25 protein-coding genes, 1 tRNA gene and 1 pseudogene are annotated in these 25911 nt (G+C 65.7%); 14 read left to right on the top strand and 13 right to left on the bottom strand.

What is annotated here, in order from left to right:
• Positions 1-38: 38 nt before the first annotated feature.
• From gspI to ligD, 11 genes are all read left to right on the top strand, one after another.
• The gene (gspI, locus tag M2332_RS05685) at positions 39-449 is read left to right on the top strand and encodes a type II secretion system minor pseudopilin GspI (RefSeq protein ID WP_413715516.1); all 411 of its coding nucleotides are present in this window, start codon (positions 39-41) and stop codon (positions 447-449) included.
• Positions 446-919 carry a GspH/FimT family pseudopilin gene (locus M2332_RS05680; protein ID WP_264573305.1) on the top strand — a complete coding sequence of 158 codons (474 nt, stop codon included), beginning with the start codon at positions 446-448 and terminating at the stop codon, positions 917-919. Before gspI ends, M2332_RS05680 begins: the two co-directional genes overlap by 4 nt.
• Positions 912-1577 carry a type II secretion system minor pseudopilin GspJ gene (gene gspJ, locus M2332_RS05675; RefSeq protein ID WP_264573304.1) on the top strand — a complete coding sequence of 222 codons (666 nt, stop codon included), beginning with the start codon at positions 912-914 and terminating at the stop codon, positions 1575-1577. The genes M2332_RS05680 and gspJ overlap by 8 nt, the downstream gene beginning before the upstream one ends.
• A complete protein-coding gene (gene gspK / locus M2332_RS05670; RefSeq protein ID WP_264573303.1) occupies positions 1567-2607 on the top strand; it encodes a type II secretion system minor pseudopilin GspK in 1041 nt (346 codons plus the stop codon). The genes gspJ and gspK overlap by 11 nt, the downstream gene beginning before the upstream one ends.
• Positions 2604-3719: a type II secretion system protein GspL gene (gspL, locus tag M2332_RS05665; RefSeq protein WP_264573302.1), complete on the top strand. Its 1116-nt coding sequence runs from the start codon at positions 2604-2606 to the stop codon at positions 3717-3719. Before gspK ends, gspL begins: the two co-directional genes overlap by 4 nt.
• Complete coding sequence (locus M2332_RS05660) at positions 3719-4198, top strand: type II secretion system protein M (RefSeq protein WP_264573301.1); 480 nt, start codon at positions 3719-3721, stop codon at positions 4196-4198. The genes gspL and M2332_RS05660 overlap by 1 nt, the downstream gene beginning before the upstream one ends.
• Complete coding sequence (gene gspN, locus M2332_RS05655; protein ID WP_264573300.1) at positions 4195-4917, top strand: type II secretion system protein N; 723 nt, start codon at positions 4195-4197, stop codon at positions 4915-4917. Before M2332_RS05660 ends, gspN begins: the two co-directional genes overlap by 4 nt.
• A 7-nt stretch (positions 4918-4924) precedes the next feature.
• Positions 4925-5683, top strand: a complete 759-nt coding sequence (locus M2332_RS05650; RefSeq protein ID WP_264573299.1) for a prepilin peptidase — start codon at positions 4925-4927, stop codon at positions 5681-5683.
• 706 nt (positions 5684-6389) lie between these two features.
• Positions 6390-7325, top strand: coding sequence for a Ku protein (locus M2332_RS05645; protein ID WP_264573298.1), 936 nt, complete (start codon positions 6390-6392; stop codon positions 7323-7325).
• Position 7326: 1 nt separating this feature from the next.
• The gene (locus tag M2332_RS05640; protein WP_264573297.1) at positions 7327-7830 is read left to right on the top strand and encodes an MgtC/SapB family protein; all 504 of its coding nucleotides are present in this window, start codon (positions 7327-7329) and stop codon (positions 7828-7830) included.
• Positions 7830-10355 (top strand): DNA ligase D, encoded by a 2526-nt coding sequence (gene ligD, locus M2332_RS05635; RefSeq protein WP_264573296.1) that lies wholly within the window; start codon positions 7830-7832, stop codon positions 10353-10355. The genes M2332_RS05640 and ligD overlap by 1 nt, the downstream gene beginning before the upstream one ends.
• A gap of 151 nt (positions 10356-10506) precedes the next feature.
• Here the strand turns inward: ligD and M2332_RS05630 are convergent, their stop codons facing one another.
• Genes M2332_RS05630 through M2332_RS05615 form a run of 4 tightly spaced genes read right to left on the bottom strand, consistent with a single transcriptional unit; the run spans position 10507 to position 15221 of the window.
• Positions 10507-11715 carry an ABC transporter permease gene (locus M2332_RS05630; protein ID WP_264573295.1) on the bottom strand — a complete coding sequence of 403 codons (1209 nt, stop codon included), beginning with the start codon at positions 11713-11715 and terminating at the stop codon, positions 10507-10509.
• Complete coding sequence (locus tag M2332_RS05625) at positions 11715-12428, bottom strand: ABC transporter ATP-binding protein (protein ID WP_264570898.1); 714 nt, start codon at positions 12426-12428, stop codon at positions 11715-11717. Before M2332_RS05625 ends, M2332_RS05630 begins: the two co-directional genes overlap by 1 nt.
• The gene (locus tag M2332_RS05620) at positions 12418-13764 is read right to left on the bottom strand and encodes an efflux RND transporter periplasmic adaptor subunit (RefSeq protein ID WP_264573294.1); all 1347 of its coding nucleotides are present in this window, start codon (positions 13762-13764) and stop codon (positions 12418-12420) included. The genes M2332_RS05625 and M2332_RS05620 overlap by 11 nt, the downstream gene beginning before the upstream one ends.
• Positions 13765-13778: 14 nt before the next feature.
• Positions 13779-15221 (bottom strand): efflux transporter outer membrane subunit, encoded by a 1443-nt coding sequence (locus M2332_RS05615; RefSeq protein WP_264573293.1) that lies wholly within the window; start codon positions 15219-15221, stop codon positions 13779-13781.
• Between the two features lie 692 nt (positions 15222-15913).
• Here M2332_RS05615 and M2332_RS16645 point away from each other — a divergent pair.
• Positions 15914-16009: pseudogene (locus M2332_RS16645) on the top strand (PEPxxWA-CTERM sorting domain-containing protein); the annotation flags it as partial.
• 58 nt (positions 16010-16067) lie between these two features.
• Here the strand turns inward: M2332_RS16645 and M2332_RS05605 are convergent.
• Positions 16068-18683 carry a glycosyl hydrolase 115 family protein gene (locus M2332_RS05605; protein ID WP_264573291.1) on the bottom strand — a complete coding sequence of 872 codons (2616 nt, stop codon included), beginning with the start codon at positions 18681-18683 and terminating at the stop codon, positions 16068-16070.
• 467 nt (positions 18684-19150) lie between these two features.
• Here M2332_RS05605 and M2332_RS05600 point away from each other — a divergent pair, with 467 nt between their 5' ends.
• The gene (locus tag M2332_RS05600) at positions 19151-19483 is read left to right on the top strand and encodes a hypothetical protein (protein ID WP_264573290.1); all 333 of its coding nucleotides are present in this window, start codon (positions 19151-19153) and stop codon (positions 19481-19483) included.
• Between the two features lie 47 nt (positions 19484-19530).
• On the opposite strand, the gene M2332_RS05595 is transcribed toward M2332_RS05600, so the two are convergent.
• The 8 genes from M2332_RS05595 to dapB all read right to left on the bottom strand — a co-directional run bounded on the left by M2332_RS05595 (position 19531) and on the right by dapB (position 25167).
• Positions 19531-19605 (bottom strand) — tRNA-Thr (locus M2332_RS05595).
• Between the two features lie 65 nt (positions 19606-19670).
• Positions 19671-20135 carry a hypothetical protein gene (locus M2332_RS05590; protein ID WP_264573289.1) on the bottom strand — a complete coding sequence of 155 codons (465 nt, stop codon included), beginning with the start codon at positions 20133-20135 and terminating at the stop codon, positions 19671-19673.
• Entirely contained in the window at positions 20132-20614 is a 483-nt protein-coding gene (locus M2332_RS05585; protein WP_264573288.1) for a lysozyme, read from the bottom strand. The genes M2332_RS05590 and M2332_RS05585 overlap by 4 nt, the downstream gene beginning before the upstream one ends.
• A complete protein-coding gene (locus M2332_RS05580; RefSeq protein WP_264573287.1) occupies positions 20611-20874 on the bottom strand; it encodes a hypothetical protein in 264 nt (87 codons plus the stop codon). Before M2332_RS05580 ends, M2332_RS05585 begins: the two co-directional genes overlap by 4 nt.
• Positions 20871-23264 (bottom strand): sialate O-acetylesterase, encoded by a 2394-nt coding sequence (locus M2332_RS05575; RefSeq protein ID WP_264573286.1) that lies wholly within the window; start codon positions 23262-23264, stop codon positions 20871-20873. The genes M2332_RS05580 and M2332_RS05575 overlap by 4 nt, the downstream gene beginning before the upstream one ends.
• 104 nt (positions 23265-23368) lie before the next feature.
• Positions 23369-23635 carry a spike base protein, RCAP_Rcc01079 family gene (locus M2332_RS05570; RefSeq protein WP_264573285.1) on the bottom strand — a complete coding sequence of 89 codons (267 nt, stop codon included), beginning with the start codon at positions 23633-23635 and terminating at the stop codon, positions 23369-23371.
• 104 nt (positions 23636-23739) lie between these two features.
• Positions 23740-24396, bottom strand: a complete 657-nt coding sequence (gene nth / locus M2332_RS05565) for an endonuclease III (RefSeq protein WP_264573284.1) — start codon at positions 24394-24396, stop codon at positions 23740-23742.
• 3 nt (positions 24397-24399) lie between these two features.
• The gene (gene dapB / locus M2332_RS05560) at positions 24400-25167 is read right to left on the bottom strand and encodes a 4-hydroxy-tetrahydrodipicolinate reductase (RefSeq protein WP_264573283.1); all 768 of its coding nucleotides are present in this window, start codon (positions 25165-25167) and stop codon (positions 24400-24402) included.
• A 139-nt stretch (positions 25168-25306) separates the two neighbouring features.
• On the opposite strand from dapB, the gene M2332_RS05555 reads away from it, so the two are divergent.
• Positions 25307-25906 (top strand): restriction endonuclease, encoded by a 600-nt coding sequence (locus tag M2332_RS05555; RefSeq protein ID WP_264573282.1) that lies wholly within the window; start codon positions 25307-25309, stop codon positions 25904-25906.
• Positions 25907-25911 lie beyond the last annotated feature (5 nt).

Here is a 25911-nt window from a genome sequence, read left to right as displayed (position 1 = left end):
GCAGCGCACCGGCGCGGGTCCGTCAGGGAGATTGAGGCATGAGGCGGGGCACGCCCGGTCATCGGCAGGGCTTGCCCATGCCGCGCCGCGCATGCGCATCCGCCGGCTTCACCTTGCTGGAAATGTTGGTCGCGCTTGCCATCTTCAGCCTCGCCGCGCTGGCGCTGGTGCGCCTGCAAGGCGTCTCGGCGCGGACCTCGGTCGATCTCAACAGCCGCACCATGGCGCAGATCGTCGCGCGCAACCTCATGATCGAGCGCATGACCGATCCGCAGCCCCCGGCGCTGGGCGCGAGCAACGGCGTGGCCGAGAATGGCGGCCGCAAATGGCCGTGGATTCAGCGGGTCGACAAGGGGGAAGACGGGCGCCTGCTCATTGTGACGGTGCGTGTGGATGCCGGGCCGGGCCAGTCGCCTGCCGTCCTCACCTTCGGGCGGCCGGCGCAATGATGCGGCGGGCCCCTGCTTCGCCTGTGACGCGCGGTACGGCCGGCTTCACGCTGGTTGAGCTGATGGTCGTCATCGCGATTATCGGGCTGATCTCGGGCGCGGTTGTCCTCACCATGGCCGATCCGCGCGGGCGGGTTTCGGGCGATGTGGACCGCTTTGCCGGGCGTGTGCGCGCCGCGCGGGACAGTGCCGTCATCGCCGGACGCCCGGTCGCCCTGTGGGTCTCCACCACCGCTTATGGTTTCGAGCGGCGGGCGCAGGGGCAGTGGGAGCCGATCACGGAAGGACCGCTGGCCGCGCATGACTGGTCCGGCGAGACCCGCGCCGCGCTCGGCCAGCAGACGCGCCTGCGGGTGATGTTCGACAGCGTCGGGCAGGCCGATCAGCCGCTTGATTTTGCGCTGGAGCGTGACGGGCAGAAACTGCCGGTGCGCATGACGCTGGATGGCAAGGTGACCAGCGGTGACTGACGCGCGCGCCATTGGCCATGCCCATGCGGGCGAGGAGGGTTTTACCCTCATCGAGCTGCTGGTGGCGGTGATGATCTTCGCCATGCTCGCGACGGCCGGTGTCGTGCTGCTGCGCACCAGCGTAGACGGGCAGGCCGCCATCGGCCGCAATCTCGATGCGCTGGCGGATGTGCAGCGCGGCGTGTCCCTGCTCGATGCCGATCTCTCGCAGGCTGTGACGCGGATCAGCCGGACCGAGGCCGGGACGTTCGCACCGGCCTTCTTCGGCCGCGCCGCGCAGAGCGAGGAGCCGTTGATCCAGTTCGTGCGCGCGGGCTGGAGCAATCCTGCCACATTGCGCCGACCGACCTTGCAGAAGATCGAATATTGGTGGCGGGATGGGCGGCTGGAACGCATCGGCTACCCGGCGCTCGATGGCGCGCAGCCGCCGGCCCCATCCGTGCTGTTCGAGAATGTGACGACGCTCAGCCTGCGCTACCGGGCGCGCAATGGCGCCTGGCAGGACCGCTGGGCGCCCGCCCGGCCGACCGAACTGCCGACCGTCGTCGAGATCAGCGTGGAGCGCCGGGGCGCCGCGCCGGTGACGCTGCGCTTTCCGGTCGGCACTGCCATGTATCAGCCGCCGGCTGAGGGGGCGGAGGCTGCCAGTGCGCCCTGACCCCCTTCATGCCAGCGCGGCAACGCCGGCCCACGAGCGGGGCGCTGCGCTGCTCACGGTGCTGCTGCTTGTGGCCATTCTCTCGGTCGTCACGGCGGTCGCGCTGGATCGGCTGACGTTGGCGAGCCGGATGACCCGCAACATTGTCTCGGCCGATCAGGGCCGCGCCTATCTGCTCACCGGCGAGCAGATGGTGGCCAATCTGGTGAGCGACCTTGTGGCGGTGAATGCGGATCGCACCACCTTGCAGGGCGGCTGGCTGGGCCGCGACCAGACCATCTCTGTGCCCGGCGGCGCGGTGACCGTGCAGCTGGTGGATCGCGGCAATTGCTTCAATCTCAACAGTCTGGTCGTGGGGCCGGAGCCGGCAGGTGGGGTAGAGGGGGATGCCTCCACCATGCAACTCGCTGCCCGGCCGGTCGGCATCGCTCAGTTCGCGGCACTGATGCGTTTGCTCGGCGTGGATCAGAATGCCGCCACCCAGATCGCGATTTCCGCAGCCGACTGGATCGACAGCGATTCAGAGCCGGGCAATGGCGGCGCGGAAGACAATTATTATGCGGGGTTCGATCCGCCCTATCGCGCGGCCAACACATTAATGGCCGATCCGAGCGAGCTGCTGATGGTCAATGCCATGACGCCGCAGGTCTATCAGCGCATCCGCCCGTGGGTCTGCGCCTTGCCGACGACGCGGCTCTCGCCGATCAACATCAATACGCTGCTGCCGGGGCAGGCCGTGCTGCTGGCCATGCTCGCGCCGGACGGTCTCGGGCTCGAACAGGCGCGGCAGGTGCTGGCGCAGCGCCCTGCGGATGGGTATGGCAGCGTGAACGCCTTCTGGTCTCTCCCGCAGCTTGTCAGGCTTGCGTTGCCCGAGGATGTGAAGAACCAGACCGTGGCCAGGACGCGCTGGTTCGAAGCGACGTTACGGGCGGATCTCGGGGGAGACCAGGTGAGTGAGATTGTGCTGATCGATGCGGAGACGCAGCCGGCCCGGCTGATGCGCCGCCAATGGGGTGACGAGAGTTGAAGCACGATTATGTCATTGTCCTCCCGCGCGAAAGCGACACGCCCCCGGTCTGGTATCGGGTGGCGGACGAGCAGATCGTGCGGCGCGGGCGCGGGACCGAGTGGTTTCCGCCCGAGCAGGCGAATGAGACCGAGCCCGCCGTCGGCCACGCCATGCTGGTGCTCCCGCCGCATGTGACGACGCTCCACTTCATCGCCTGCCCCGGCATGACGCCAAAGCAAGGCGCCGCCGCCGCGCGGCTGATGGCGCTGGAGGCGAGCATTGGCGATAGCGACCAGCTTCACGCAGCCGCTGCCGCCAATGATGATCCCGATGCGCCGCATGTCGTGGCCGTCACCAGCCGCAGCGCCATGACGCATTGGGTGGACTGGGCGACAGAGCATGGCATCGCGCAGGCAAGCCTCGTCCCTTCCGCGCTGCTGCTGCCGGCGCCTGAGGATGGCTTTGTCCATGCGCCCATTGGCGGCGCGGACGTGGTGCGCGGGCGCGACAGCGCGTTCGATGGCAGCGAGCCGCACGCGCCGCTCATCATCGGCGAGGCGCCGCTGACCCGTCTGCCGCCGGATGATGTCGATGAGGCGCTGTTGCTGGCGCTGGCGACGCCGCCGCTGGATCTGCGGCAGGGCGCCTTCGCTCGCCGCGCGCCGGCCTTGTTCGGCAAGGATCGCTGGCGGCGCATGGCCATCATGCTCGGGCTCATTCTGCTGGCCAGCCTTATCGTCTCGCTCATCACCATCGTTCGGCTGAATGCGGAGGCCTCCCGACTGGACGCCCAGACCGTGGCCATCGCGCAAAGTGTCGATCCTGCGGTGTCCGATGCGGCCGGTGCAGAGGCGCGCGTGACCGCCTTGCTCGGCGCGCGGGGCGGGCGCGGCGGCTTCACCGGCACGGTCGCCGGGCTGATGAGCGCCATGCAGGTGAATGCCAATGTCACGCTCACCAGCATCAATCAGGGCAGCGATGGCGCGCTGCGGGTGCAACTGTCCGCCAATCAGGCCGAGGAGATCAATGAGGTGCTGATCGCCATTCAGGAGGCCGGCTGGCGGATTAGCGCCAACGCCGTTCAGCAGCGCGGCGCGCGGATCGTCGCCGATATCACGGTGGTGCGCTGATGCAGGGGCTGCGGACCTGGTGGGCCAATCACAGCCTGGCCGAGCGTCGCTTCATGGCGGGGCTGGGCATCGTGGCGTTGCTGATCTTCCTGTGGCTGGGCGTCTGGCGTCCGGTCAATGATGGCCTGGCAGCCGGCTGGGAGCGACAAGGCGCCGCGCTGGATCGCTATGCGTCGGTGCGGGCCATGGTCGCGGAATTGCGCCAGAAGCCGCCAAAGCGCGTGCAGGGCGAGCGCCTCGCGGTCGATCAACGCATCGGCCAGACAGCAGCGGAAGCGGGCTTCACGCTCGATCGCGCCGACCAGCAGGGGCAGGGCCGCATGTCGGTGAATATCGCCTCGGCGCGCGTCGGGCCGTTGCTGCAATGGATCGCGCGGCTGGAGGCAGACGGGGTTGCGGTCCAGACGATCAGCATCGTCCCCGGCGCGGCAGAAGGCACCGTCTCCGTACAGGCCGTGTTCCAGGAGACGCAGCCATGATGGCGATGGTCCAGACGACGCGGGCGCGCATAATGCTCGGCGTGATCTTCCTGATCGCGCTGCTGGTAACATGGCCGCTTTATGCCGCTTTCGCGCTGTTCGGCCTCAAGGACATGGGCGTCGCCGCCCGATCCCTGCGCGGGCCCATCTGGTGGGGAGGCGCCGAGGAGTTGCAGATCCGCGGTGTTCAGCTGGGCACGGTGGATGTGTTCCTCAGTCCCATCCAGTTGTTCGTGGGCCGCGTGCGCATCGACATCGTGCGGCGGCTGGGTGACCGCGATGATATCAGCGGGGCCTTCACGCTGGGGCTCAACCGGCGCGGTGTTGACGATGTGACCGGATCGGTCGCGCTCGGCGCACCGCTGGCGCCGCTGCCGGTGAGCCGGGTCGAGTTCGAGGATATGACCGTCCACTTCTCCGGCGGCATGTGCACCAAGGCGGAAGGGCGGGTGCGCGCGCGCGTGCCGGCGATCATGAGCGGGCTGGGTCTCGCCAATGGCCTTGCCGGCGCCGTGCGGTGCGCGGGCGATGTGGTGGAACTGCCGCTGGTCAGCCAGTCCGGTCAGGAGCAACTGTTCGTGCGGATCAAGCAGGACGGCAGCTATGAGGCAACGATGCGCATGCGCACAACCGATCCGCTGATCGGCGCGGCGCTGGGCGCCAACGGCTTTCAGGCGGTGAATGGCGAGCAGGTGCTGCGGACCGTCGGCCGGTTCTGATCGCGTGATGTTGGGGGCCGATCTGTTGCGCGTGGCGCTGGGCTGCGGCCTTGGTCTCATCGCCGGCAGTTTTCTCGGCGCCATCGTCACCCGCTGGCCGCGGGGCGAATCGGTGATGCGCGGTCGCTCGGCCTGCGATGCCTGCGGGCGCACATTGGGCGCAATCGACCTCATCCCGCTGCTCAGCGCCTTGCGGACGCGCGGGCGATGCCGGACCTGCGGGGCACGGATCGATCCGGCGCATATGATGATGGAACTGGGCGCAGCGCTGATCGGCGGCGTCTGCGCCTTGATGCTGCCGCTGCCCGCTGCCGCGCTGGTCGCGGTGGCGCTGTGGATCTTGCTGGCGCTGGCGGTGCTGGATGCGCGCCATTTCTGGTTGCCGGATGCGTTGACGTTGCCGCTCGCGGTGCTGGGCCTCACGCTGGGCGACTGGCTGGTGCCCGCGCCTTTTGCGGATCGCATGATCGGCGCGGCCATCGGCTATATCGGCCTGTTCCTGCTGGCCATGAGCTACCGGCGCCTGCGCGGACGCGATGGGCTGGGCTTGGGGGATGCCAAACTGCTTGGCGCGATCGGCGCGTGGCTCGGCTGGCAACTGCTGCCGTTCGTCTTGCTGCTGGCCAGCATGGGCGGGCTGATCTGGGCCGTCATCCTGCGCCTGAAGGGGCGGACGCTGTCCGGCGACCTGCGCCTGCCGTTTGGCACTTTCCTCTGCCTGGCTGCACCATTGGCAGCAGCATTGGCGTGGACCATAGCCCCATGACGGTTATGCGGTAGAGTTATGTGGACAAAGTCCGACCTGAAAGCATCCGCTTCGATCGGAGACAGGGAGAAGATGCAAGTCAGAAAAGGCTTGGGAAACGGGCATTGACACACCAATCAATCCATCCAAATCATGCCTTATGAAACACGCTAGTCTTGCTATTGGTGTTTGCTGCCTTGCAGCCTTGAGCACGTCATCATCTAGTGCGGCGCTAAAAGTTTGCCCAGCTCCGAGCAAGCATTGGGTGGGTGATAGGTGGGAAGCCCAGATGCACCAAGGAGCTAACATTATATCGCTCTCAAAAGCAGGGGCCCCTCGATGGAACGGATCGGCTATTGATTGGAAAACACTCGACAAATATCTTCTCGCCACGACAAAATTCCGCATGCAAGTTCTCACAGTTTTCCGTCCTTCGAAGTACGCGCAATGCAGCGCTAAAGTTCGGGTCAGAAAGATGATGGAAAGCCGTCTCCAATGTCGGAAGACACGGAGCGCTTGCGATGAAGCTCCTGGATGGTCTGGCGTAACCAAGCAGAAGGGCCCCACCATCTAACACCGGCCGCAATGTCGTCGTGTCCGGAAAGGCAGCTTCGGGGAAATGGAATGGGATAGCCGCCATTCTACCAACTTTGGAATTGTCGAAGCCACCTAGCGCTAAACGGGGAACCAACCACCGCGCCGCGGGGTTCATTCCCGGAGGTATCTCATGGCAGCGCGTGCATATTGGCGTGGGCAGATCAAGCTGGCGCTCGTTTCGATCCCCGTGGAAGTCTTTTCCGCCACGCGCTCGGGCGCCAAGATCGCCTTTCATCAGGTCCATGAACCGAGCGGCAAGCGCATCCGCTATGAGAAGGTCGCGCCCGGCGTTGGGCCGGTGGATCGCGACGAGATCATGAAGGGCTTCGAGGTTTCCAAGGGGCAGTATGTGCTGCTCGATGACGAGGAAATCGAGGCGGTGAAGATCGAGAGCCGCAAGACGCTGGACCTTGTCCAGTTCGTCGACGCGAGCGAGATCGATGTGCTCTATTACGACAAGCCTTATTATGTCGTGCCGGCGGACGATCTCGCCGAGGAGGCCTATGTCGTCCTGCGCGATGCCTTGCGGCAGGCGAAGAAGGTCGGCTTGGGCCAATTATCCGTGCGTGGGCGCGAGCAACTCGTCTCGATCAAACCATGCGGGCGCGGGCTGGTGATGGAAGTGCTGCGCTATGCCGATGAGGTGGTTAAGGCACAGGGCTTTTTCCGCGATATCGGAGACACCAAGCCGGAGGCCGATCTGCTCGATCTCGCCACCGCGCTGATCGACAAGAAAAGCGCGCCGTTCCACCCGGCCGAATTTCAGGATCGCTACATTGAGGCTCTCGAGGGGCTGATCGAGAAAAAGCGCAAGGCGAAGGGCGGCAAGCGCATTCTCGAGGATGCCGAGGAGGCGAGCCGGCCCGGCGGCAGCAATGTCATCGATCTGATGGCTGCGCTCAAGAAGTCGGTTGGCGATGGTGGGGCTGCCAAGAAGGGCGGCACAACCAAGAGCGCGCCCGCCAAGAGCCGGGCAACCGCCAGCAAGAGCGTCAAGGCTCCGGCCTCGAAGGCGGCGGGAAGCCGGGCAACCGCATCACGGTCGAGCCGCCGCAAGAGCGCCTGACATGGATCTCAACCCCGGAACGCCGCTGCATTGGGTCGATGGGGAGGTGATGCTGCGGCTGGGCATCGCGGCCCTGCTGGGATTGGCGTTGGGGTTGGACCGGGAATTGCGCGGACACGCTGCCGGGCTTCGTACCCATGGCCTCATCTGCTTCAGCGCGGCGGTGATGACGGTGAGCTCGATCTCGCTCTATCGCCAGCTGGCGACCGGCCAGTCGGGCATGGATCCGCTGCGTATCTTCGAAGCGACGGGGACGTTCGTCGGTATCATCGCGGCCGGCCTCATCGTCTTCAGCAAGGGCGAGGTCCATAATCTCACCACCGCGGCGCACATCTGGCTGGCGACCGTGGTGGGCATTGCGTGCGGTGCGGCGCAGTGGCCGCTGGTTTGGGTGGCGAGCATCGTGTCGGTGGTGATGCTGACCTTTCTGCGGCTGGTGGAGCGGCGCTGGATCGAGCCTCGCCTCGCAGAGAGGGCGTTCGACAAGGAAAAGGAGAAGAGCTGATGCCCCGCAAGAGCCCCCTTGCCGATTATGACGCCAAGCGCGATTTCACGCGGACGCCCGAGCCGGCTGGCAAGCAGGAGCGCAGCCCCGGCGGCAATCTGTTCATCGTGCAAAAGCATGATGCGACGCGGCTGCACTGGGACTTCCGGCTGGAAGTGGACGGCGTGCTCAAGAGCTGGGCGGTGACCAAGGGGCCGAGCGTGGACCCGGACGACAAGCGCCTCGCGGTGCGCACGGAGGATCATCCGCTCTCCTACGCGACGTTCGAGGGCATCATCCCCAAGGGCGAATATGGCGGCGGCACGGTGATGCTGTGGGACAAGGGAAGCTGGGCGCCGGTGGAAGGCAAGAGCGCCAAGGATATCGAGAAGGGCCACCTCCATTTCCGGCTGGAAGGCGAGCGGATGAAGGGCGAATGGCTGTTGGTGCGGATGAAGCCGCGCCCCGGCGAAAAGCGCGAGAATTGGCTGCTGCGCAAGATCGACGACGCCTTCGCCGGCACCGGCGACGTTCTGGTGGAGCAATCACTGACATCCGTGCTCACCGACCGCACCATGGCGGAGATCGCGGCGGATACGGCGGGCGCGCAGTCGCTGGCCGGCAAGAAGGGCAAGGCCTTTACCCAAGCGATGGAGGCCGCCGCTGCGCATAATGACAAGGCTGCCAAGAAGGCGGCGGCGCCTGAGCGCCGGGCGTCGAAAGCTCAGTCGAAAGCCAAGCGGCCGGATTTCCAGTCCGTGCAGCTGGCGACCCTGGTCGATGCGGTGCCCACGGGCAATGAGTGGATGCACGAGATCAAGTTCGACGGCTATCGTGCACTCGCAGCCGTCAACGGGGCGGATGTACGGCTCTTTACGCGCAGCGGCCTCGACTGGACGGACAAGTTTCAGCCCATTGCCGATGCCCTTGCCGCGCTGGATCTACCGCCCGCGCTGATTGACGGCGAGATCGTGGCGCTGGGTAAGGGCGGTAACCCCGATTTCTCGACGTTGCAGGCCGCGCTCAAGGACGAGGGGAAAGCCGCGCTCAGCTTCTTCGCCTTCGATCTGCTGAGCCTCGAGGGCGCGGACCTGCGCGGCAGTTCGAACATCGAGCGCAAGGAGCGGCTGGAATCGCTGCTCCACCCGGCACAGGCGCCGCTGCATGTCGCCGATCATGTCATTGGTGCGGGCGAGAAGCTGTTTGCCGCCATGTGCAAGGCGGGTGGGGAGGGGATTATCTCCAAGCGCATCGACGCGCCCTATCGCGGCGCGCGGACCCGCAACTGGCTCAAGGTCAAATGTACGCTGCGGCAGGAGTTCGTGCTGATCGGCTGGACCCGCAGCAGCGCCAAGGGGCGCCCGTTTGCCTCACTTCTGCTGGGCCAGCGAGAGGGGGAGGAGCTGGTCTACAAAGGCAAGGTCGGCACCGGCTTCGATGCGGCGACGATGGACGATCTCGCGGCCCGCTTCGCCACGCGCGCGCGCAAGACCCCGGCGGCCGATGTGCCTCGGGCCGAGGCACGCGGCGCGCAGTGGATCAAGCCGGACCTGGTTGCCGAGGTGGCCTTTGCGGAATTTACCGGCGACGGCCGGGTTCGGCATGGCAGCTTCCTGGGGCTGCGCAGCGACAAGGATGCGACCGCCGTGACGCCCGAAAAGAAAGCCCCCGCACCCAAGGCGAAGAGCGAAGTGCCGATCTCCAACCGGGAGCGTGTGATTTTCCCCGAGAGCGGGCAGACCAAGGGCGATCTGGCCGATTATTATGCGGCGATCGCGCCGATCATGCTGCCTTTCGTCTCGGACCGGCCGATCAGCCTGGTGCGCTGCCCGCAGGGCCGGGCGAAGCAGTGCTTTTTCCAGAAGCATGATAGCGGTTCGTTCGGCGCCCATGTGCATCATGTGCCCATTCGCGAGAAGGATGGCGGCACGGAGGATTATCTCTACGTGCAGGACAGCGAGGGCCTGCTCGCCTGCGTGCAGATGGGGACTATCGAGTTCCACGGCTGGGCCGCGCGGGCCAGCGATGTCGAGCATCCTGACAAGATGATCTTCGATCTCGATCCCGATGAGGCGCTGGATTTCTCCGAGATCATCCGCGCGGCCCGGGATATCCGCCGGCGACTGGAGGATATCGGGCTGGTCAGCTTCGCCATGCTGTCCGGCGGCAAGGGCGTGCATGTGGTCGTTCCGCTCACGCCGGGGCATGATTGGGACACGCACAAGGATTTCTCGCATCGCTTCGCAGAGGCGATGAGCATGGCCGAGCCGGAGCGCTTCGTCGCCACGATGAGCAAGGCCAAGCGCAAGGGGCGCATCTTCATCGATTATCTGCGCAACCAGCGGGGCGGCACGGCGGTGGTGCCCTATTCGGCCCGCGCCCGCGCCGGCGCCCCCGTTGCGGTGCCGATCAGTTGGGAGGAGCTGGAGGATGCGAAGGACGCGCATCCGTTCAGCATCGCGGATGCGGACGCGTTGATCGAGCGGTCACGGGACAAGTCTCTGCGGGGCTGGGGATTGATGGCGCAGAGCTTGCCGGAATTGTGAGCCTTTGCCTGCCCGCTCGTGTCGAGCCCTTCGACTGCCCGCAGGCGGGCGCTCAGGATAAACTTCAGCTGCAAGCTGAAGTCGAGACACGTTAGGACAGCGCTGGCGTGTCTCGACTTCGCTCGACACGAACGGGGGAGGATTAGACCCCCTATTCGTGCCGAAGCGCGTCGATGGGGTTCAGGGCCGCCGCCCGCCGGGCGGGGAAGAAGCCGAATACCACCCCGATCAGCGCCGAAATGCAGAAGGCAAAGACGTTGATCTGCGCGTCGAACGTCCACGGCACCTGCATCAAAGGCGTCGCCACCGCGATGGCGATTTGGGCCAACAGCAGGCCGATCGCGCCGCCGAGGCAGGAGAGCACCACCGCCTCCACAAGAAACTGCAGCAGCACCTCGCGCTGCACCGCGCCGATGGCGAGGCGAATGCCGATTTCGCGGGTCCGTTCCGTCACGGAGACGAGCATGATGTTCATGATGCCGATGCCGCCGACCACAAGGCTGATGCCCGCCACCGCCGCGACGATGCGGGTGAGCAGCGTCGTGGTGCCGGTCAGCGTGTCGGAAATCTGGCGGGTGTCGAAAATGTTGAAGTCATCTTCCTTGCCGCCGGTGATCTTCCGCCGGTCCCGCAGCAGGTCGGTGAGGGAGGCCTGCACCTGCTGGGTTGAATAGGCTTGATCGACGCCCACCATCAGCAGGCGGATATCCGTCGTCCCGGTAAAGCGCCGCTGCACGGCCTTGATCGGCATGATGACGACATCGTCCTGATCGCCGCCGAAGCCGGCCTGTCCGCGCGTGCTCAGCGTGCCGACGATGTCGCAGCTGACATCGCCAATGCGGAAGCGCTTGCCGATGGCATCGTCGCCCCGGAAGAGGTTGCGTTGCACGGTCGAGCCGATGATGCACACGGCCTTGCCGGCGGTTTCCTCCGCCGGGGTGAACATGCGCCCGGCACTTAGTGGCCAGGGCTGCACCTTGAAATAATCCATCGTCGTGCCGTTGATCGTCGTCGACCAATTGGCGCCCTCATAGATCGCCGTCGCGCTGGCCTGCGCCTGCGGTGCGACCGCGGTAACGCCCGCCACCTGCTGCTGAATCGCCGTTACGTCCGAGGGTTCGAACTCGGGCGGACGCGGCCCGCCGCCCCCCCGGCCGAAGCCTTGGCCGGGCCGCACCTGCAGGATGTTGGTGCCAAGCGCCGCGATCTGCTGCTGCACGGCGGCTGTCGTCGCCTTGCCCAGCGTCACCATGGTGACGACCGCCGCCACGCCGATGATGATGCCCAGCGTCGTCAGGAAGGAGCGCAGCTTGTGCCGCAGGATCGAGCGGAGCGCGAGGAGGAAGGTGGTGCCCAGCATCAGTGCATCGCCCTCTTGCCGGCGCCCTGCTCGATGCGGTCGACCAGCCCGTCCTTGAAATGCACGATGGTGCGGGCGAACTCGGCCATGTCTGGCTCGTGCGTCACCATGAGCACGGTGATGCCCGCATCGCGATTAAGGCCGCTCAGCAGTTCCATGATCTCCACCGAGCGCTCGCTATCGAGATTTCCGGTGGGCTCGTCGGCGAGCAGCACATCGGGATTGGTGACGATCGCGCGCGCGATGGCGACGCGCTGTTGCTGGCCGCCGGAGAGTTCGGCGGGCGTATGGTCCCACCATTTGTCCAGCCCGACCTTCTCGAGCGCGCTCATTGCCGCCTCTCGCCGCGCATCCTTGGCATCGCCGCGGTAGAGCAGGGGCAGCTCGACATTTTCGAGCGCCGTCGTGCGCGCCAGCAGATTGAAGCCCTGAAAGACGAAGCCGAGATATTTGCGGCGCAGCAGTGCCCGCTGATCCCGGTCCAGCGTCTCGACATGCACGCCCTTGAACATGAAGGCGCCGGAGGTCGGCACATCGAGGCAGCCGAGGATGTTCATCGCCGTCGACTTGCCGGAGCCGGACGGGCCCATGACCGCCACGAAATCGCCCTGCGCCACGTCGAGGTCGACGCCCTTGAGCGCCTGGAACGCCGTCGCGCCCTCGCCATAGACCTTGGTGATGCCGCGCAGGGAAATGAAGGCGTTATCGGCCACTGCTGGCGGCCCCGCTGAGCTGGCTGGTGATGACGTTCATGCCGGGCTTGAGGTCGCCGGAGAGCACTTCGGTATGGAAGCCGTCGGTGTCGCCGGTCGTGATCTGCACCGCTTTCGGCTTGCCATCGTCGCCCAGCACATAGACCTGCTGCTGCGCCCCGCGACCCACGGTGACGCTGCGGTCATTGCCGCCGCCTCTGCGGCGGGGCCCCATCGAGAGCGCGCCGGTGATGCCGGACTGCCCGCCGCCGGCCTGGCTGCCGCCCTGCGCCTGCGGGGAGAAGCGCAGCGCCGCGTTGGGCACCAGCAGCACATCCTTCTTGTCGGACGTGACGATGTCCGCCGTCGCGGTCATGCCGGGGCGCAGGTCGAGCTTCTCGTTATCGACGCTGAGGTCGGCGGCATAGGAGACAACCTGACCCGTGGTGCCGCTCGTGGACGTGCTCGACGTCGAGGAGGTGCTGGCCGCGCTGGCCGAGAGATTGGAGCCGATGTCGACACGGGTGATGACGGCCGGGAAGGTCCGCTCAGGGAAGGCATCCACGATGAACGTCGCCTTCTGGCCCTCCTTGACCGTGCCGACATCGGCTTCGTCAATGGCGACTTCCAGCTTCATCTTGGAGAGATCCTCGGCGATCACGAACAAGGTCGGCGTGTTGAACGAGGCCGCGACCGTCTGGCCGGGGTCGACCTGACGAGCGAGCACGACGCCCGCCACGGGCGAGCGGATGATCGCGCGGGCCCGCTGTGTCTGGTTCTGGGAAAGCGCGGCCTGGCTGGCGACGACATTGGCCTCGGCCACCCGCAGCGCAGCCTGCGCGCGCTGCACATTGGCGCGTCCGGTCTGCAATTCAGTCTTGGAAGGGACGCGTCCGCCGGAAAGTCGGGCGACCTCTTCCAGCCGGGCAAGCTGCGCCTGCGATTCGGAGAGGGTTGCCTTGGCCTGCGCCACCTGCGCCTGATTGGCAGCAAGCTGCGCGCGGCCCTGGCGAATCTGGTCTTCGATCTGCTCGGGGTCGATTTCGGCGAGTGGCTGGCCCTGCGTCACGCGGTCGTTCACGTCCACCAGCACGCGCACCACCAGTCCGGAGAGCTGCGAGCCGACCGTCACCTGATTGGTCGGCGCCAGCTTGCCGGTCGCCGAGACAGTGGTGACGAGGTGGCTGCGCTGCACCGGCGCGGTCACATAGCCGGGCGCCTCCGCGCTGCCGAAGAAGCGCCAGGCGAGCAGAATGAGTAGCAGCGCGCCGGCGACGATGGCGACCCATTTGAAATGGCGACGCCAGGCCGGCTGCGGCTTCACGCCGAGGAAATCATCGAGTTGCTGATCTGCCATGCTTGTGCTTCCGGTCATTGAGGCGCGGTCGGCGTGACGGTGGAATCCCACCCGCCACCCAGTGCGGTGTAAAGAGCGATCAGGGCGGTTGCCTTGTCGGCGCGGGCTTGCACCAGGCCGTTGCGGGCCGAGATGAGCGAGGCTTCCTGCGTGTTGAGCGTGGTGAAGTCAGTTAGGCCGGTGCGATACTGGTCCCGCGCGAGCAAAGCGGAGGTGTTGGCCGCATCGAAGGCGATGGCGAACTGTCGTTCCCGCTCACCGGCGGTGCGCAGCGCAACCAGCGCGTTCTCGACATCTTCCAGCGCGGTCAGCACGGTCGACCGATAGCTGGCGAAGGCGCCTTCCGCACCCGCCTGCGCGGAGCGGATCTGGGCGCTGGTGCGGCCGCCATCGAAAATGAGCTGGCTGAGGCTCGCAAACAGGCTGCCGGTGATCGTATCGAGCACGCTGCCGATGCTGGTGGCGCCCGCGCTGAGGCTACCGCCGATGCTGAGTGCCGGGAAAAGCTGCGCGCGCGAGACGCCGATCTGCGCGGTAGTGGCGGCGAGGTTTCGCTCGGCGGTACGCACGTCGGGGCGCTGGCGCAGCACGTCGGCGGGGATGCCGGCAGCGATCTCCTCCGGCCCATGGGGGATCGGCTTGGGCGCTGCCAGCATCTCCTTGAGCGCGCCGGGTGCCTGCCCGGTCAACACGCCGATGCGGGAGACGGCGGCATTATACTGCTGCTCGATCTGCGGCACGCTGGCGGCAGTCTGTGCCCGGCTTGCCCGCGCCTGCTCGGCATCCAGCGAAGAAACCAGCCCCGCCTGCACGCGGAAGCCGGCAATCTCCAGATTATCATCCTGGATCGCGAGGCTCGACCGCGCATTCTCGATCTGCGCCTGATAGGCACGCGCCAGCACATAATTGCGCGCGACCTCGCTCTGCACCGAGAGCAGCACGGTCGCATAATCGAAGCCCGCGCCTTCATATTGCGCCCGGCTGGTCGCCACGGAGCTGCGCACGCCGCCGAAGAGATCGAGCTGGTAGCTGGCGTCCAGCCCCAGCGAGAAGCTGTCGGTGCCGCCGTCGCCGACGGTCACGACCGAGCCATCCGGCAGCGTCGTCGTCCTGTCGCCGCCCCGCAGCGGTTCGGTTCGGCGGTAACCGGCCGAGCCGCTGGCCGATGGGAGAAGGCTCGAGCGGCTGATCACCAGCGCCTCGCGCGCCTGCCGCAGCCGCGCCGTCGCCTGTGCGAGGTCGAGGTTGGATTGCGCGGCCTGCTCCACCAACTGGCCCAGCACCGGATCATCGAAGCTCAGCCACCAGCGGGTCAGGTCCGCCCGGTCCGGCGTTGCCGGCACGGACCACTGATCGGGCACCCCCAGAGCGGAGGCGCTTTTCGGCTCATAAGCGGGAGCCATGGTGCAGGATGGCAGCAGGACGATGCCCGATAGCAGCAGGAATGCGCGGTTCATGCCCGATGAATGGGTGAGCGCGCATTTTTCGTCCAGCCGCAAATTGTCACAAATTATACCGAACGGGTGGATTGCCGCTACGGAACGCTGCGCGGAGAGGCCTTATCCATTCCTTAAGATATTGATGGTTAAGGAAGTTGTTCGGTGAATGCGCGTCGATTATCATGGCTGCAACAGGGCCGGATCGTCGATAGCGAAGCACCAGGACGGAGCCCGATCTTCTTCGAGAGAACAGCATGATGAACGTGAGGCTTGGCGCTGCGGCGCTCGCATTGTCTTTGGTGTCGGTCCCCGCTTTGGCGACCTCGACCATTACCGACGGGATCAACAACCCAGCAGGCCAGTGGGCCGGCATCGATTATTGGGGCGTCCAGGTCTCCCAATTCTCGACGGTGGACCAGACATTCACGTTCAATCTGCCCACCTACAGCAAGGTGGATCTGTTTCTGAGCGGTTCGCCGAAATTCCAGTTCACGGACATTTTGCTCAACGGCACGAGCATCGCCAGCAATCTGACGCCGGGCTGGAGCAACGCGCTGATCGGCTCCGGCTTTGCCGATGCCGGGTCGGTAACCCTGCAGTTCAAGGCGAACTACACCTGCCCCGATTGCTGGGGCGACTGGTTCGGCGGCTATGTGCAGGTGAGCGAGGCGGCCTATAATCCGCCTGTGACGCCGCCGGCCTCTAATCCCATTCCTGAGCCTGCGACCTGGGCGCTGATGCTCGGCGGTCTGGCGCTGGTGGGTATTATGATGCGCCGCCGCAAGGTGTCGGTCAGCTTCGGCTGACCGGTTTCGTTCGCAGCGAAATGAAGAGAGGGCCGGATTTCCGGCCCTTTTTCATGGGTCATGCCGGAGCGGGCGCGCGGCCCTCTTCGCCGGCCATGCTCAGCACCAGCTTTTCCAGCACGACATTGTCGTCGATCCGCCAGATGCTGATCCGGTGCCGCCCGGCCTGAACCGGGCCGAGATCGGCGGTCAGGCGCACGCTGTTGTCGATGACCGCCTGGGCCCAGCGCTGCTTGGCGGATGTGTCCTGCGCGCCGCCCGTCGGCTCCAGCACGGCTCGCAAGACCGTGACCGGGCCATCGTCCAGAGACACGCCGAGCGCGACTCCGGCCTGTCCCATCGTATCCAGCGTGGGGACGAGATAGGCCGTGATCTGGCCGGTCCCGGCCTGGGGGACGTCCACCTCATAATCGAGCGCGACCCCGTCGGTCGGGGTGGTCGCCGGCCTGCCTTGCGGCAGAGCCACCATCGCGCTGCCGCCCTGGCCGAGATGGGCAATGGGGGTCCAGCGCAGACCCTTGGCATGGCGCGCGCGGGAGAAGTCGTTCGCCGCGATCGTGATGACGCGGGGGTCTGCAGGGCGGGGCGTGACGAAGAGGGGGGCGCCCTTCGTCGTGCCATCGCCGACCCGCGATATGCTGGGCATGCTCTGTTGGGTCGGCTGCTGCCAGATGACATAGCCGATGTGCACCTGCGCCATCATGCCATCCCACTTGCCGCCATTGAGCGTATGATAGTGTGCGGTCAGATCGGCATCGCGCTGGTAGCTCGTTTCCACCATGTCCGCGAAATGGTTGGCGCGCGGGTCGTTGTCCTGCGCCAGCCGCTTGTTCCACGCCGCGCCATAATAGAGCCGATACAGATTGGCCATCGCGCTGATCGGATAGGCGAGGAGCTGATCATAAGCATCGTGCTGCTCGGGGCGTAGCCGCGTCCGCGTGGCGAGCATCCGGCGTTCGAGCGCATCCCACTCAGCGACCAGCGCCCCGAACACGCCGCCGTCCAGCGCTCGCGGTGTGATGTCGCCCAGCGGGAAGCTGTCCTGATCGATCAGTTCGGGTTTCCGCCGCGCGGCATATTGGCTGTAGGCCGTTATCATCGCACCGATCGCCTCGGCCTGTTCGGGGCCGAAGATCGCCGCCGCCCAGCGCGCCGGATAAGCGGCCAGCGCCTGCGGCGTCATGGCCTCGGGATTCCAGGCCATCGCCAGGAAGAAGCTTAGCGGATGTTCCATGGGCTTGATGTCACCGACATTGACGATCCACATCGCCCGGGCATCGCGCTGATAGGCGAGGTCCATCTGCTGCCAGACCTTCTCGATCTGGTTGGTGTTCAGCCACTTATAGTTGCGCGGCACGCCCACATAATCGAAGTGATAATAGACCCCATAGCCGCCGCTGCGGGGTTTCGCGGCCGGATCGGGCAGGCGGCGGATTTGGCCCCAATTGTCGTCGGCGAACAGCAGGATGACATCGTCGGGCACCTGCATGCCGTGGTCGTAATAATCCTGCACTTCCTTGTAGAGCGCCCAGACCTGCAGGATATTGTCTGCGCTCTGGCCGGTCACCTGGGCGATAATGGCGCGCTGGTCCGTCACGATCTGTTCGAGCAGCGGGATCGCGGTGCCTTCCGCCATGGCTTCGTCGCCATCGCCGCGCATCCCGATGGTGACGACGGACTCATAGCGCCCGCCGTTCCCTTTCGACATCATGCGGGCGATCCCGCCGCGCCAGAATTCGCGCAGATTGTCGGCGTTGGTCGTGTAATCCCAGCGTCCGCCGGTCACGCCGCCCTCATGATTGCGGTGCCACTCGTCCTGCGCCCGGAGCATCGGCTCGTGGTGGGAATTGCCCAACACCACGCCCATTTCATCGGCAAGGATCATGTTCTGCGAGTCGTCGGCGGCGAAAGCGCGCGGCGCCCACATCGCCGGCCAGAGATAATTGCCCTTGAGGCGCAGCAGAAGCTCGAAGACATGGGCGTACATCGCGGCATTGAAGCCGCCGAATGTCTTTTCCGCCCAACCGCTCAGGCAGGGTGCCTCGTCGTTTATGAAGAACCCTCGGTAGCGCACCTTGGGCTGATCCCGCACCGGCGTGGCGGCGATCGACACGTCCGGCCGTCGCCTGACCGGCACATCGGCAAACCAGTGCCATGGCGAGACGCCGATCTGCTCGGAGACATCATAGGTGCCGAACACGGCGCCGCGCCGATCCGACCCCACGATCACCAGCGCGCGCTCGATCCCCTTGGCCGGATGATCCACGACGATTCGCCGAAAGGCTTCCCAGGCCCCCGCGAGATCGCCCACGTCGATCTTTCCGGCAGCGATCAGACCGTCGATCAATCGGCTTTGGCCCAGCACGCCTATGATGACAGCCACGCCGGAAGGCGCGCTCCCATAGCCTTTCGACACGCGCGCAGCCGTGCCGCACACCCGCCCAATATCTTCCGCGAATCGCGTGGCGACATGCCCCACCGCAGTGTCGGCCTCGCTATCGATTATCACCGCAGCCGGCACGCCGCTGCGGATCAGCGGGAAGGGCGCTTGCGCTCCCAATCCCAGCGCCCCGGTGCGCGCGGCGAGTGGTGACCCGAGCAAAGCGAGCGTCCCGGCAGCCGCGCCTCCCATCAGCCGTCGCCGCGTGACTCCGCTGGCCGCGTGCTCGCGCATGATCCGCTCCCTTCACTCTTCGCCTGTCTGCGGCGCCTCAGCGCATCATCACGCGTTTTACTCCGACAAATAAAGTGCAAATAGTTGAGCCCGCTGTCAAATGCATCGTGCCGTTTTAATACGGTTTTCGGTCGAGCAGAGGCATGCCGGTGGCAGTGCTTCTGCGGTCATCAATTGGGCATGACGCGCTAACGCTAGCGCGGTCGGAGCGTGCCATATCCCAGAATTTCTGCCATTCTGGCGGGGTTTGGACTTCCGCGCTCAACGCCGTTGGCGCAGGGAACTCTCCATCGCGGCGCCAAACGATCCATTTTTTGCCTCAAATCGAGTGCCCGCAGCGCCGCTCGGCGCGCGATTTTTCCCACGCGGATGGCAATTGCTCCGCCCAAAAAAGGGTGTAAACGCTCAAGGCAGCAGAAGGTTGCACCGGCCTGTAAATGCTTCGGGGCGTCGACGGGGGACTTTACGTGATCAAAGATGTGATTGTTGGTTGGCGTCGCCGTTCCATGAGCCCCGTCTCCTATGCCAACCCTGTGGGCGATGCGCTCCAGGCGTCCGGTTCGCTGAGGGATTCCGTCGTTCGATTGATGGACGGAATTGCCGGCTACAAGTGGGCCGGCGAGACCAAGCCCGAGGTCTCCAACACTGCTGCAGACGCGCCTCTCAACCGAGCGAAACAGCAGCGCGTTTTTGCTGGACTGTCGCGCAGTTTTCATCCCGATGAGCGCTCGGATGCAATGCACCTGAGCGCCGACCTGAATGCTCTCGACGATCGCCGGACATCCATCCGCGCGCTTTGAGGCGAAATAGGGCGAGGTTTTGCATCCACCCTCACATCATGAGGAAATGGTGCCGGATGCAGGATTTGAACCCGCGACCTTCGGTTTACAAAACCGCTGCACTACCACTGTGCTAATCCGGCAAGGTCGCAACTCCCTATGATTTCGCCGCGCGGGGGTCAATCCGCAATGAGGCTCGGCCGCAAGGTCACGGCCCGGTCTGCATCTCCAGCGCCCAGGCGCGCGCCGCCTCCAACCGGGCAGTATTGGTCGCGCAGATCAGGGCGTCGGCGCGGTCAAGAAGGATGGGATCGCGACCGGATCGGTCAACAGGCTGGGCATCGCCGGACGCGGGCAGGCCGGGGCGATTGGAAGCACAGGCAGCGGGCGCGACTGGCAGGCGCACAACGCGATCGCGATAGACAAGGGTGAGAGCCTCGCTCTTCTGTTCGGCAGCATCGTTGAGCCTCCTGTTGTGGACGCGTAGCGCGGCGACCTGCGCGTCGAAATCCGCCTGCGCCTTGGCCTGGGCGGCGCGATAATCCTGACGAGCCTGTGCGAGTGCGGCGGCATGGCGTTCGCGCAGATGGTCTACACGCATCCCCCATGCCAGCGCGAGAATAAGAGCCAGGGCGAGCGCGCCGGTGGCGGCGGGCCATCCCCGCGGCGTCACAGGTTGGTCAGGCAGAGCCGGCGCTCTGCCTCCCGCCGGTTGACCAGCCCCTGCACGCGCCGCTCATCGACCATCACCCAGAGCCGGAACGCATCGCAGCCGCCGGGCCAATCGCCCGCGTTGAATCGCCGCGCGACTGTCGAGCGCGCAAAGGCCGCCTCGCCAATATTGTAGGTGAGCGAGATGGCTGCCGCGAACTGGTAAGGCCGATCCTTGAGCGCTGGCACGGCGCGCAGCACCGCGGGCGCCCAGTCGGCGGCCAGCGTTCGATCCAGCATCGCTGCGCATTCGGAGGGCGTGTAACGCCGCATCGGCGCGCGGGTCTCGCCGGTGCAGACCGTCCAAATGCCGGCAATGTCGCGATAAGGGTCGGTCCGTGTCCCTTCCCATCGCGCGATGAACGGCGCCGCGATCATGATGGCGAGGCCGATGAAAGCGCTGCCGACCGCGCCGCCCAGCAGCGTGTCCCGCGCGTTCATTTGCTCAAGCCCTTGAAGGCCGCGAACGCGGCGATCATCGAGGCGATGAAACCCGCCACCCATCGGCTCCAGCGCAGCCAAAGCTTCGCCGCGCGCCAGGCTTCGATCACTTCCATGGTCCGCTTGGTGTCCTGCTCGACCAGCGCAAGCCGTTCGGATGCGCGGCCGATTTCCTGCGCCTGCCGGTCGACCGTCTCGGCAAGGCTTTCCACCTTGCCGATCAGTTGATCCAGCTTCCGCGCGAGTTGCGGGCCGGTCATCGTGTCACCGCATCCTTTGCGTCGCCATCGCAGCGATAGAGCGCGACGATATCCGCTTCATCGCCGGTGAACGGGCCGCTCGGGCAGGCGTAGCTCGTGCCACTGTAGCGCTCGCTGTTGAACACCGCCCATTCATCCAGCGCGCCGCCGGTGAGCCCGTATTCGCCGTTATGGTTGCGGAGCGAATAGCCCGAGGCGGCCGGCACGATCGTCTCGCCGAACGCGGCATAGCTCTCGCGGGTGCCGGGAAGGCCATCGGTGACGTTGGTCACATAGAGCGCCAGCCCTCCCGGCCCGGCCTGGCAGGCGACATGGTAGCGCTTGCCGGGCGCCAGCACGGTGGTGCCGGTCAGGCCGCTCCAGACCCGCAGCTTGCCGGCGCCATCGATGGCGACAAAGCGGGAGCCGTTGCTTCCGAACCCGCCGAACAGGACCTGGATCGCGCCCGGGAGCGGGTCCGGGCAGGTGAAGAAGCCCTCCACGGTAATCGGCGCGAAGACCGGGCTGTAACTGCCACGGGCGGAGCCGCCGGTGATCTGCTGGCCGAACGCCGCGCCCCCGGTGCTGGCGGCGTAGGTCGTGCTTGTCTCGGCCATGCTGAGCGGGCTGATCGGCGCGATGAAGCCGCTCGGCGGGGCATTGATCGCGCCGCCCGGCGTCGGCGCCGCGATGGCGATGGGGAGCGTGCTGCCCTGCACGATGCGTCCAGTGGTGATGCCGTCTCCATCGGTCCGGTCATCGCGGATCGTGTCGGTCGCTGCATTGGCAGGGCCGCTCGGGAAGTAGACCCAGAGGTCGAGCTCATGTCCGGGGCCGGGATCGTTGGCGAGCGTGATCGCGAGCGTCGTGGCGTTCACTGCGCTGACCGATGCCACCGGGAAGCGGTTGTCGGTCGCGTTGTTGGCCATCGGGTTCACCCGGCCGCGCGGGAACACCCACAAGCGGTTGCCCGGCGTGCCGCTCAGCACGAGAGCGCTCTGGCCGACATTGCTCAGCGTAAGCGTGATGGTGGTGCCGGATCGGGTGGCGGAGAGGGGCGCGGGGCCAAGGCCTGCGCTCGCGCCATAAGAACTGCGCAGCGCGCGATACAGGTGGCGCGCCATGGTCAGCGAGCCGGCTTGTGTCTGGTGGATGCCGTCGCCGCTCATCAGCGTATCGTCCATGTGGACATACGTCGCACCATTGGCCGCGCACCAGTCCTGCGCGCCTTTGCGGATGCGGCTCACCTGCCACGGCGTGCCCCAGCTCCGCAGCAACCCCATGGAGGGGATGGTCCAGACGAGACGGGCGAAGGATGGCAGGCTGTTGAGCGCGGTCAGCTGGCTGAAGAGGGTGCTCAGGGCCTGACCATAAGCCTTGGGCGGGATGCCATAGAGGGCCTCGGTATGGCCCTGGCCCCAGACAAAGGCCTCGAAGCCATTGCCGGCCCGGTTCATCACCTCGGTGAGCGCCGTCCAGTTGCTCTGCCCGCTAAAGAAGCTGGCGATAGTGGTGCCGCCGACCGCATGGCCGACAACGCCACAGTTGACGCCGGTCAGCGCAATCATGCGGTTGAGATATTCACCGACGCCGACGGAATTGGGGCCGGTGCTATTGCTCATGTCGCCCGGCGTCTGCCAGGGCATGGTGGCGGAGGCGGGATTGTAGGTGTTGCCATCCACATATCGCGCCAGCACAGCGCTGTTAGGATCTGGCACGATGCCCAGCGAGGCGAAGGTCGCTGTCGAATCGGTGGCCTGGCGCCCCAGCATCCGCACGGTGAGCGATTGACCCGCAAAGCCGGTCAGCATGCCCATGCCGACCTTGACGGTGCCGAGCTGCCAAGCGCCATCCGCGCCCTTCAGATCGACGAAGAACCAGCCAAGCCGCGCGTCCACGCCGGTTACGTCGACATAGGTGGCGCCGCTTGCGATCGTGCCGGCGGTCCATGGCCCCTGCAGGATCGTCGTGCCATCATCGGCGGAACGGATGCGCACCCCGACCGTGCCGGCGGTGACGGTGCCAGACAGCGGCACGCGGATCGTGCCGGTGCCCTTGCCCTGGCCACCGCCGCTGGTTGTGGCGCGCTGGTAAATCCGCTTCTCTTCGTAGCTCGGAAACTGCGCCAGCGTGAAGCCTGCGCTGTAACTCGCCGCGATGAGCGCCGCAGCGACCGGCCCGACGGGGTCCGCATCGGCCGACCCACTGCCGCTGGCCCCGTTCGCCAGCTCGCGCGGGCCGATCATCGATCCCGTATCGGCTGCGGACAGCACATAGCTGTTGGCGGTGGCGCCTGCGATCGGTACGCCATCGCGCAGCCATTGCCAGCCCGTCGCCGCGCCGTTCACGATGATGCCGCCCAGAGCGGTGAGCATATCGCCGACGCGCGGAGGGCTGGCGGCGCCGGTCATAGCGGGTCTGCTCGTCCAACTGGGGGCGGGCGTCGGGGAGACGCCAAGGGGCCGATGGCGGCGCCCAGACCCTGCAGCGCCGAATCCAAATCCGGGACCGACCATCAGGCAAGGCCCACAATGTCGGCCGCGGTCGTGCCGCTGGCCCGGATGAAGCGGGCGCGAATGTCAAGGATCTGCCCTGACGCGACATTCTTGAGCACCACGTCCGTGCTGGATCCCGCCGCGCGCAGGGTGATGGCGCCGCCTGTTCCAACATAAATGGCCTTGGGCAGCGGGTCGATTTCGTTGGTGGCGTGGGGCGTAATGGCAAAGGCCTCGCGCGCCGGCTGGGTGAGGGTGTCGGTCTGGGTTTCGAAGCGGTCGGCCATGTCCGTGTCTTTCCTGTGGCAGGTGCCGCGGCCGAATCGCCGCAGCGCCCTTAAGCCACCGAATCGGTGCTGTAGGACAGGGAAAATTTACCTATATGGTGAAATCAGGGTGCGGGCGTCTTTTCTTTGAATAGGCATACATCGCTGATGATGCAGCGCCAGCATTCGGGCTTACGGGCTTTGCAGACATAGCGGCCGTGCAGGATCAGCCAATGGTGGGCATCACGTCGGAAGGGCTGAGGGACGCGCTTTTCCAAGCCGTTCTCGACGGTAAGAACCGTCTTGCCAGGGGCCAGCCCCGTCCGGTTGCCGACCCGGAAGATGTGCGTGTCGACCGCAAAGGTTTCCTCGCCGAACGCCGTGTTCATCACCACATTGGCTGTCTTGCGCCCCACGCCCGGCAGGGTGGTCAGCACGTCCCGGTCGCGCGGCACTTCGCCGCCATAGGTCTCCACCAAGGCCTGCGAGAGCGCGATGACATTCTTGGCCTTGGTGTTGAACAGGCCGATGGTCTTGATGTGTTCCTTGAGCGCCTCCTCGCCGAGCGCCACCATGTCCGCCGGCGTTTTCACCGTTTCGAACAGCCGCCGTGTCGCCTTGTTGACGCCTGCATCGGTCGCCTGCGCGGAGAGGACGACGGCCACCAGCAACTGGAAATCATTGCCATAATCCAGCTCGGTGCGCGGCTCGGGATTATGTTCCGCCAGTCGCGAGAACAGCGTGAAAATCTGGTCGCGGTTGAGAATGCGCTGGCGGCTCAAGACCTACAGCCCCAGCACATCCGTCATGGCATAGCGTCCCGGCGCCTTGCCGATCAGCCATTGCGCGGCCTTCACCGCACCACGGGCGAAGATGATGCGACTTTCGGCCCGGTGACCCAGCTCGATCCGCTCCTGATCGGCGGCCAGCACCACAAGATGGTCGCCCGCGACCGATCCCCCGCGCAGCGCCGCAAAACCGATGTCGCCGGCCTTGCGCGCGCCGGTGATCCCGTCGCGCCCCCGCGCGCTATGCTCGGCAAGGCTGATCCCGCGCCCGGCCGCCGCCGCTTCGCCGAGCAGCAGCGCCGTGCCGGAAGGAGCGTCCACCTTGTGGCGGTGATGCATCTCCAGAATTTCGATGTCCCAATCGTCGCCCAGTCGCGCGGCCGCTTCCCGAACGAGCGCAGCCAGCAGATTGACGCCGAGCGAGGTATTGCCCGTCTGCAGCACTGCGATGTGCGCCGACGCGCGGTCGATGGCGGCGTGATGCGCTGCTTCGAGGCCGGTCGTGCCAATCAGCAGCGGCTTCCCCGCCGCGACGCAGGCATCGAGATGCGCCTGCAGCGCGCCGGGCACCGAGAAGTCGATCAGCACGTCCGCGCTGTCTGCAAGACCCATCGCGTCGCTGGTGATCGCCGCGCCTTCTGCGCCGATGGTCCCGCCCGGCTGACTGTCCGTTCCGCCGGCCACCGCAATCCCGGCATCCGCAGCAACCCCCGCGATCGCCTGACCCATGCGCCCCCGCGCGCCAAAGATGCCGATCGCCGTCATGATGCTTGCGTCCTTCGCCCCAAATCTGTCTCATCGCGCCGATGCCAGACTCGAACGCACTTGTCATCCCACCGGCTGAGGCGTTCCCCTTGGGGGATGTCGGATTGCCAAAGTGGCAACCAAAGGGCATGGTCTTGATATGGTAGGGATGGGGTTAGGTCTGGGCTTGGATCTCGGTACGAGGCCATCGTTGGCAATTCGTCCGCGGGGCTCGCCGGAATTGCTTCTTCAGGCCGAGCTCATCTTCCGTGGCGACAAAACCAACGAAGGCGTTTTGATCCGTGCTGCCGGATTACCGTGGCTGGCGATTGTTGAAGAGCTTGGGCGCGATCCCAACTTTCTTTTCCGTTTCGTACAGGAGCCAAGGAAATTTGAAGAGTTCATCGCCGCCTGTTATGAAAAAGCAGGTTTCGACGAGGTCACCTTGACCCCTCAGAAGGGGGACAAGGGCAGGGACGTGATCGCTGTGAAACGCGGCCACGGCTCCATAAGAATTCTAGAGCAAACGAAGGCTTACAAGCCCGGACATCGCGTGACACACGATGATGTCCGAGGAATGCTGGGAGCGTTGATGATAGATGATGGCGCGTCCAAAGGGATCATCACAACAACCTCTGAGTTTCAGCCCGGGATATTAAAGCCAAGTAGCGAATTCGCGCGATTTATGCCTCACCGACTTGAATTGAAAAACGGTCCAGCGACCTTGGACTGGGTGAACTCCCTCGCTGCAAAAAGATGAGAAGG

This window comes from Sphingobium sp. B11D3A (assembly GCF_025961695.1).
Classification (GTDB): domain Bacteria; phylum Pseudomonadota; class Alphaproteobacteria; order Sphingomonadales; family Sphingomonadaceae; genus Sphingobium.
Note: the sequence above shows the minus strand (reverse complement) of the source record. Positions and strands in the feature narration are given on the sequence as shown.